Genomic DNA, 7,759 nt, shown 5'->3' on the forward strand with positions numbered 1-7,759 from the left:
GGCCGGCCTCGGCACCCCCGGGCCGGCAGCGGCGGTCGACGGCACGCCCGGGCACGGCCGGCACCCGGGCGCCGTGCTGCGCCACACGACCCTCGGCCCCGTGCTCGGCGTCGACGACCACCGCACCACCGGGACCTGGTCGTGGCTCGGCATCCCGTACGCCGAGCCGCCCGTCGGCACGCTGCGCTGGAAGCCGCCCGTGCCCCACCACCGCTGGCACGGCGTGCGCCCGGCACGCACCCACGGCGAGGGGTGCATCCAGCCCGGCCGGTTCTTCAGCCCCTCCCCCGACGGCCCGCACTACGACCTCGAGGTGCGCGACGGCCTCCGGCAGCCCGTCGGCCAGGAGGTCTGCCTCACGCTCAACGTGTCCCGCCCCGCCACCGCACGGCGCGACCTCCCGGTCGTCGTCTTCGTGCACGGCGGGAGCAACGTCGTCGGCTACTCCGCCGACCCGATGTACGACGGCCGTACGCTCGCCCGCGAGACCGACGCCGTCGTCGTCACCGTGAACTACCGCCTCGGCCTCTTCGGCTGGCTGGCCCCGCACCGGACCACGGGCGACCCCGTCGCCGACTCGGGCAACTACGGCACGCTCGACCAGGTCGCGGCCCTGCGCTTCGTCCGGGACAACGCGCGCGCTTTCGGCGGCGACCCGGACAACGTCACCGTCATGGGCGAGTCCGCCGGCGCCGTGAACGTGTGGGCCCTGCTCGTCTCGCCCCAGGCACGCGGGCTGGTCGACAAGGCCGTGCCGATGAGCGGCGGCCTCAGCACGACGGCGCCCGACGCGGCGCGCGACTACGCCGACCGGCTCGCGCGCGCCGCCGCCCAGGACGCGGGCCTCGACGGGCCGGACGCCGGCGCCCGGCTGCTGCGCCGGATGCCCGCCGACGACCTCGTCCGGCTCGCGCTGCGGCACGGCCTGGACGCGACGCCCGCCGTGATCGCCGACGGCGCCGTCGTGCCGCGGGACCCGTACGCAGCGCTCGCGGCGGGGGCGGCACGGCACGTGCCGGTCCTGGCGGGCAACACGCTCGAGGAGGGCAAGCTCTTCGGCGGGCTGATCGGCGCGCACCGCCCCAGCGACTACGACCGGTTCACGATGCAGTACGAGTTCGACCCCGACCGGCCCTCGCCGTGGACGGTCCGGGACCTCCTCGTCGACGAGTACCTGCCCGTGGACGAGCCGGGCGGCTGGGACGAGGCGTCCGCCGAGCTGACCGACCTGGTGTTCACCGGCATCGCGCGCGACTCGATGAACGCCGTGCAGGGCTCGGGCAACGATCGCGTGTACTACTACCAGTTCGCGTGGGACAACGAACCGCCGCCGTTCGACGACGTCTACGGCGCGGTGCACGCCATCGACCTGCCGTTCGTCTTCGGCACCTTCGGCCGCACCGTGTTCTCCTACGCGTTCAGCCGGCAGAACGAGCCGGGCCGTCTCGAGCTGTCCGGGCTGATGCAGGGCAGCCTCCGGCAGTTCGTGCGCACGGGCAGCCCGCAGACCCGCGACCTGGGCGTGCGGTGGGGGCAGTGGCCGCAGAGCGTGGTGCTCGACGCCGACGACCGGCACGCGCAGGTCTCCGTCGGCAGGTTCGGGTCCGGCGACTTCTAGACTGTGCCGGGTGACACGCGGCGTTCGCGGGACGAGCGACGCAGCGGCGAGGAAAGTGGGGTGAGGGTGGCCGAGGACGCCAGGTACCGCATCGCGGAGACGGCGATGGCGCTGTTCCTCGAGCAGGGCTACGAGGCGGTGACGGTCGAGGCCGTGGCCGAGGCGTCCCGGGTGTCGCGCCGCACGGTGTTCCGGTACTTCGGCGGCAAGGACGAGCTGCCGTTCCCCGACCACTCGGCCCGGCTCGCCGTCCTGGACCGGCGGCTGCGCGCCGCCGGTCCGGACGACGACCCGGTCGAGGTGGTCATCGCGGGCACCGAGGAGTCGCTGCGCGACTTCCTCAGCCGGCCGCAGCTCGTCTTCCGCCGCTACCGGCTCACGCGCCTGGTGCCGGAGCTGCGCAACCGCGAGATCGTCGAGCACGAGCGCTACGTCAGCCTCACCTCGGCGTTCCTGCGCACGCACCTGCCGCCCGGCACGCCGAGCCACCAGGCCATGGGGCTGGCCGCGCTCGTCGACGCCATGCACCGGTCGGCGCTGGGCAACTGGGCACGCAGCGACGGCGCGACGGACGCGCTCGGCGAGCTGCAGGCCGGCATGGCATGGGTGCGGTCGCTGGTGTCAGGCGCGCCCGGTGCCACGGACGGGCGGCTGCTGCTCGCCGCCGTGCCCGACACGCCGGCGGCCCGGCGCGCGCTCCTGGCCCTGCGCGCCGAGGCGACACCGCTGGAGTGAGCGCGCCGACGCGCCTGCCGGTCAGCGCCCGCCGGGGCGGGCGACGAGCCGCAGCGCGAGCTGCGCGGTGAACGCGCCGAGCTGCTCGGGGGTCTCGGGGCCGTCCGGCCGGTACCAGCGCACGAGGTCGATCGCCAGGGAGATGAGCGCCCGCGCGACCCGGCGCACGTCCAGGCCGGGGTCGAAGGTGCCGTCGTCCACGCCGGCGGCGACGGCGACGCGGAAGATCTCGTTCGTCTCGTGCCGGGTGCGCAGCACCTCCTCGTAGTGCTCGGGGCGCAGCGCCCCGAGGTCGTACTGGCACACCCGCGCCAGCACGTGCCACTGCGCGTGGAACCGCGTGTACGCGTCGACGAGCGCCGCGAGCCGTTCGCCCGGGCCGGACGGCCCGTCTGCCCGCGCGGCGACGAGGATGTCGTAGGCGTGCCGGTGCCCGAGCCGCACGATCTCGTACAGCGCGAGCTCCTTGGACGGGAAGTGCACGTACAGGGCCGCCGGGCTCAGCCCGGCACCGCCCGCGATGTCCCGCGTGGTGGTGCCGTGGAACCCGTTCGCGGCGAAGCAGCGCACTGCCGAGACCAGCAGCCTGCGCTGCACCGGGCCGTACGCGTCGGCGCCGGGCAGCACGTCCGGGGCGCCTGCGGTGGTGTCGTCGGGCGTCGGCACGGGCTCAGTCTCCCCTGCGCCGCAGCGCGACCTTGGCGAACTTGCCGGTCGCGGTCTTGGGGATGGCGTCGAGCACGACGAACCGGTCAGGCACCCACCACGACGCGACGCGCTCCGCGAGGTGCGCACGCAGCGCCTCCTGCGACGGCGGCTCGTCGCCCACCGGGACGACGTAGGCCAGCGGCCGCTCGCCCCACCGCTCGTCGCTCACGCCCACGACGGCGGCCTCCTGCACCCCGGGGTGCGCCATGAGGTGGTTCTCCAGCGCGACCGACGAGATCCACTCGCCCCCGGACTTGATCATGTCCTTGGTGCGGTCGACGATCCGCACGGTGCCGACCTCGTCGAGCGTCGCGACGTCGCCCGTCCGCAGCCAGCCGTCCGCCGTGAACGAGTCGGCGCCCGCCTCGGCGCCGAAGTACTCGCCCGCGATCGTGGGCCCGGCCACCTGCAGCTCGCCCGACGTCACACCGTCGCGCGGCACGGGGCGGCCGGCCGGGTCCACCACCCGCACGTCGACCAGCGGGACCGTCGGACCCGGCTGCCCGAGCAGGCGGCGGCGCTCGTCGGCGGGCAGGCCGTCGCGCGCCGAGGGCACCCTGCCGACGGCGACGACGGGGCTCGTCTCCGTCATGCCCCACGAGCCGCTGATCGGCAGGCCCGCGTCCCGCTCGAAGTCCGCGGACAATGTGTCCGGCAGCGCGCTGCCGCCGCTGACCACCTTGCGCAGCGCCGACAACTCGCGGCCGGCCAGCAGGGGGCGCAGGCTGCGCCAGACCGCCGGCACACCGGCGGTGAACGTGACGCGGTGCCGCTCGAGCGCGTCGGCGAGAGCCTCGGGCGCGGTCCGCGGGCCGGGCAGCACGAGCGTGGCGCCTGCCGTCGCCGCGGCGTACGGCAGGCCCCAGCCGTTGACGTGGAACATCGGCACCACCGGCAGCACGACGTCGCGCTCCCCGATGCCGAAGCTGTCGACGCCGAGCAGGAGGAGCGCGTGCAGCACGACCGAGCGGTGGCTGTACAGCACGCCCTTGGGCCTGCCCGTCGTGCCGGACGTGTAGCAGAGGCACGCGGCGTCGTCCTCGTCGATCCGTCCCCCGCCCGGGACGGACCAGGACGACGGCGGGTAGGGCACGCGGGCCAGCAGCTCCTCGTAGTCCAGCACCCGGGGGTCGTCGGGCAGCGGGTCGGTGGCGCCGTCGTCCACGACGACGATCCAGCGGACCGTCGGAGCGCCCACGACCACGTCGCCCACGACGTGCAGCAGCGACCGGTCGACGACCACGACGTCGTCGGCGGCGTCGGTGAGGATGTGCCGCAGGTCCGCGGCGAACAGCCGGTGGTTGAGGGTGTGCAGCACCCGCCCGCCCGACGGGACACCGAGGTACAGCTCGACGTGGCGCGCCGTGTTCCACGCGAAGGTGCCCACGCGGGCCGAGCGCGGCACGTCGAGCAGGTCGAGCGCCGCCGAGAGCCTGCGGGAGCGGTCGACCACCTCGCCCCACGTCGTGACGGTCTCGCCGGTGACGGTGCCGCTGATCACCGGCTTGTGCCCGAACAGGGTCTGCGCGCGCCGCGCGAGGACGCCGATCTCCAGGGCGCGCTCCTGCATGAGGCCGCGGAGCGCCTCGCCTGTGCCTGTGCCCGGTCCCGTCGCGTCAGCCAAGGGTCTGCCCGCCGTCGACGTAGAGCGTCTGGCCCGTGATGTACGAGGCCTCGTCGGAGGCGAGGAACGCCGCGGCCGCCGCGATGTCCGCCGGTACGCCGACGCGGCCCACGGGGTTGCCCTCCGCGGTGCGGCGGCGGAACTCCTCGACCGACAGGCCCAGCCGTTCCGCGGTCGCGTCCGTCATGTCGGTGGCCACGAAGCCGGGGGCCACGGCGTTCACGGTGACGCCGAACGGTCCCAGCTCGATCGCGGCCGTGCGGGTCAGACCCTGGACACCCATCTTGGCGGCCGCGTAGTTGGCCTGCCCGCGGTTGCCGAGCGCCGAGATGCTGGACAGGTTGACCACCCGGCCGTAGCGCTGCCCGACGAAGTGCGTCTGCGCGGCGCGCGTCATGAGGAACGTGCCCTTGAGGTGCACGTCCACGACCAGGTCCCAGTCGTCCTCGGACATCCGGAACAGCAGGTCGTCGCGCGTCACGCCCGCGTTGTTCATGAGCACGTGCAGGCCGCCGAGCTCGTCCACCACACGTGCGACGGCGGTCTCGACGGCAGCGGACGAGGCCACGTCCGCACCGACGCCGATCGCGTCGCCCGGGCCGGTGAGTGCGCGGGCCGCCTCCGCCGCGGCGTCCTCGTCCAGGTCGATCACGGCGACCGACGCGCCCTCGGCGGCGAACCGCTGCGCGGCGGCGAACCCGATGCCGCGCGCCGCGCCGGTGACGGCGACCACGCGCCCCTCGAAACGTCCCATCGCGTGCACTCCTTCGTGGCGAGATGACTAAGCGCTTGCTTAGTTGCGCCAGCGTGCCAGGACGCGCGAGGTCCTGTCCAGTGCCGGCTCGTACCGCCGCGTCAGCGGCGGGCGCCCACGGCGCGGCGCGCGGGCGTCGTGCCGTCCTCGGCCGCGAAGAGCTCGGGCGAGCGGCGGCGCGTCCGCTCGATCGCGTCGAAGACGGCGCGCAGGTGCGACCGCAGGCGGTCGCGGGCCACGGCGACGTCGCCCGCGACGACGGCGTCGAGCACCGACTCGTGCTCGTCGGCGAGCCGGTCCAGGCCGGCGGGCTGCTGCATGCCGAGGCGGCGCGCCCGGTCGAGGTGGGCCTTGGCGGCCACGACGGTCGACCACGCGCTGCCGTGCCCGCTCAACCGCAGGAGTCCGTGGTGGAACTCCTCGTCCAGCGCGAAGAACCGCTCGACGTCGACACCGGGCGCGCGCTGCTGCGCCAGGTTCTCGCGCAGCGCGGCGAGGACCTCCGGGTCGAGGGCCGCGGGGTCGACGTCGTCGAGCGCGGCGAGCTCGACGGCCTCGCGGACGAACTGCGCGTCGGCGACGCGATCGGCGTCGACCCGCGAGACGAACGAGCCCACCTTGGGGAACACCCGCACGAGGCCCTCCTCGCCGAGGAGGATGAGGCTCTCGCGCACCGGCGTGCGGCTGACCCCGAGGGCGGCAGCCAGGTCGTTCTCCGAGAGCGCCGCGCCGGGCGGCAGCTCGAGGGTCAGCACCTTGCGGCGCAAGGTCTCGTAGACGACGCGCCGGTTCGATCGCGACCCCTGGCCCATGCCGCGGAGTCTAGACGAGGGCCCGCGCCCTCGCGGGTGGGTGTCCGTGCCGGTGACACGGCACTGTGGCATCGTGGCGACGACGACGTCCCGGCTGCGAGAGGACCCACCTGATGCGCGGAACCGACCTGCTCACCGACGCCTTCGGACGTATCCGCGAGGCGGTGCACGGCGCCGTCGACGGGCTGACCGCCGACGAGCTCGCCTTCCGCGTGGACGAGGAGGCCAACTCGGTCGCCTGGCTCGTGTGGCACCTGACCCGCGTCCAGGACGACCACGTGGCCGACGCCGCCGGGACGAGCCAGGTCTGGTCCGACGACGGCTGGGACCGCCGGTTCGCGCTGCCGTTCCCCGCCGAGGAGACCGGTTACGGGCACGACACCGACGAGGTGGCGGCGGTGCGGGTGCCGTCGGGCGACCTGCTGCTCGGCTATCACGACGCCGTGCACGACCGCACGCTGACGTACCTCGGCACGCTGTCGGACGAGGACCTCGACCGCGTGGTCGACGAGTCCTGGGACCCGCCGGTGACGCTCGGCGTGCGGCTGGTGAGCGTCGTCAACGACGACATGCAGCACGCCGGCCAGGCCGGGTACGCGCGGGGCGTGGTGCTGCGGCAGCGCTGACGGCCCCGTGACCGCAGGGCACGAACTGCGCGTCGGCATGCCTTGACGCACATCGTCCGGCTCGTCGCGCGGCCCGCCGACCCCGATGGAATCATCGCGGGGCGGGAGGGGGGGCCTGCGGCATGACGGCGGCACGCGCACTGCAGATCGACGACTGGGTGGTGCACCGCCCCAACGTGGTGCGGTCCGTCATGGCCCGGGTACCCGGGGTGGACGCCGAGGAGGCCACCAGCCGGGCGCTGGAGAAGATGATCCGCATCGTCTCCGGCGGTGGCACGATCACCGACCCCGCCCCCTACTGGCGGCGCGCCGCGGTCAACGAGGCCATCTCCATGACCCGCGAGAGCGGGCGGGCCACCCTCGTGGAGGACGACACCCTCGAGGCCCTCACGCCCCCGGCCGCCGGCGCGGAGCTCGACGCGGAGCGGCACGCGGACGTGGCCATGCTGCGCACGGCCCTCGCCGCGCTCGCCGCGGAGGACCGCGAGATCCTGCTCGAGCGGCACGTGCACGACAAGGCCGTCTCGGACATCGCGGACGGCCTGGGGGTGCGCCCCCACGCGGTGACCATGCGGCTGCGCCGCGCCGAGGAACGCCTCGCCGGAGCCTTCGCCGCCGCCCACGCCCAGGCCGTCAACGAGCCCGAGTGCCGAGCGACGCGCGCCGCGATGCACGACTACCTCAAGGACCGGCTGCTCCCCCGCCGTCGCGGGCGCGTCGAGGCGCACATGGACTCCTGCGCGGACTGCACCCGCGCGTTCATGGACGTGCGCGAGGTCTCCTGGATGCTCCGCGACCTCGGCCAGCACCTCGTCGCGGCGGCCGTGGCGACCGGGACGCTCGGCGCCGCGGTGGGCGCCGGCGCCGCGGGCGGGGCCGGCG

The 7,759-nt window shown here is 74.9% G+C and carries 8 protein-coding genes; 4 read left to right on the forward strand and 4 right to left on the reverse strand.

The features are described from left to right. Both HLB15_RS21155 and HLB15_RS21160 read left to right on the forward strand, forming a co-directional pair. A partial coding sequence (locus HLB15_RS21155; protein ID WP_171108389.1) for a carboxylesterase/lipase family protein occupies positions 1-1,618 on the forward strand: 1,618 nt, incomplete at its 5' end. 60 nt (positions 1,619-1,678) lie between these two features. Next, positions 1,679-2,353, forward strand: coding sequence for a TetR family transcriptional regulator (locus HLB15_RS21160; protein WP_171108391.1), 675 nt, complete (start codon positions 1,679-1,681; stop codon positions 2,351-2,353). A 21-nt stretch (positions 2,354-2,374) separates the two neighbouring features. Here HLB15_RS21160 and HLB15_RS21165 read toward each other — a convergent pair whose 3' ends face one another. The 4 genes from HLB15_RS21165 to HLB15_RS21180 form a co-directional block, all read right to left on the reverse strand. Beyond that, entirely contained in the window at positions 2,375-3,019 is a 645-nt protein-coding gene (locus HLB15_RS21165) for a TetR/AcrR family transcriptional regulator (RefSeq protein WP_212760185.1), read from the reverse strand. Between the two features lie 4 nt (positions 3,020-3,023). Then, positions 3,024-4,685 carry a long-chain-fatty-acid--CoA ligase gene (locus HLB15_RS21170; protein WP_212760186.1) on the reverse strand — a complete coding sequence of 554 codons (1,662 nt, stop codon included), beginning with the start codon at positions 4,683-4,685 and terminating at the stop codon, positions 3,024-3,026. Then, positions 4,678-5,439 (reverse strand): 3-oxoacyl-ACP reductase FabG, encoded by a 762-nt coding sequence (gene fabG, locus HLB15_RS21175; RefSeq protein WP_171108393.1) that lies wholly within the window; start codon positions 5,437-5,439, stop codon positions 4,678-4,680. The genes HLB15_RS21170 and fabG overlap by 8 nt, the downstream gene beginning before the upstream one ends. Positions 5,440-5,540: 101 nt before the next feature. Next, complete coding sequence (locus tag HLB15_RS21180) at positions 5,541-6,251, reverse strand: GntR family transcriptional regulator (RefSeq protein ID WP_171108394.1); 711 nt, start codon at positions 6,249-6,251, stop codon at positions 5,541-5,543. Positions 6,252-6,364: 113 nt separating this feature from the next. Between HLB15_RS21180 and HLB15_RS21185 the strand changes: the two genes are divergently transcribed. Then, positions 6,365-6,877 (forward strand): mycothiol transferase, encoded by a 513-nt coding sequence (locus HLB15_RS21185; RefSeq protein WP_171108396.1) that lies wholly within the window; start codon positions 6,365-6,367, stop codon positions 6,875-6,877. Between the two features lie 122 nt (positions 6,878-6,999). Further along, positions 7,000-7,759: sigma-70 family RNA polymerase sigma factor (locus HLB15_RS21190; protein WP_171108398.1), on the forward strand; the 760-nt coding region annotated here is incomplete at its 3' end.

Source organism: Promicromonospora citrea (genome assembly GCF_013004695.1).
Lineage (GTDB): Bacteria > Actinomycetota > Actinomycetes > Actinomycetales > Cellulomonadaceae > Promicromonospora > Promicromonospora citrea.

Bases quoted from the DNA above. Each gene is read 5' to 3' on its own strand.
- HLB15_RS21180 (WP_171108394.1), bottom strand. From the start codon at position 6,251: ATGGGCCAGGGGTCGCGATCGAACCGGCGCGTCGTCTACGAGACCTTG.
- fabG (WP_171108393.1), bottom strand. From the start codon at position 5,439: ATGGGACGTTTCGAGGGGCGCGTGGTCGCCGTCACCGGCGCGGCGCGC.
- HLB15_RS21185 (WP_171108396.1), top strand. From the start codon at position 6,365: ATGCGCGGAACCGACCTGCTCACCGACGCCTTCGGACGTATCCGCGAG.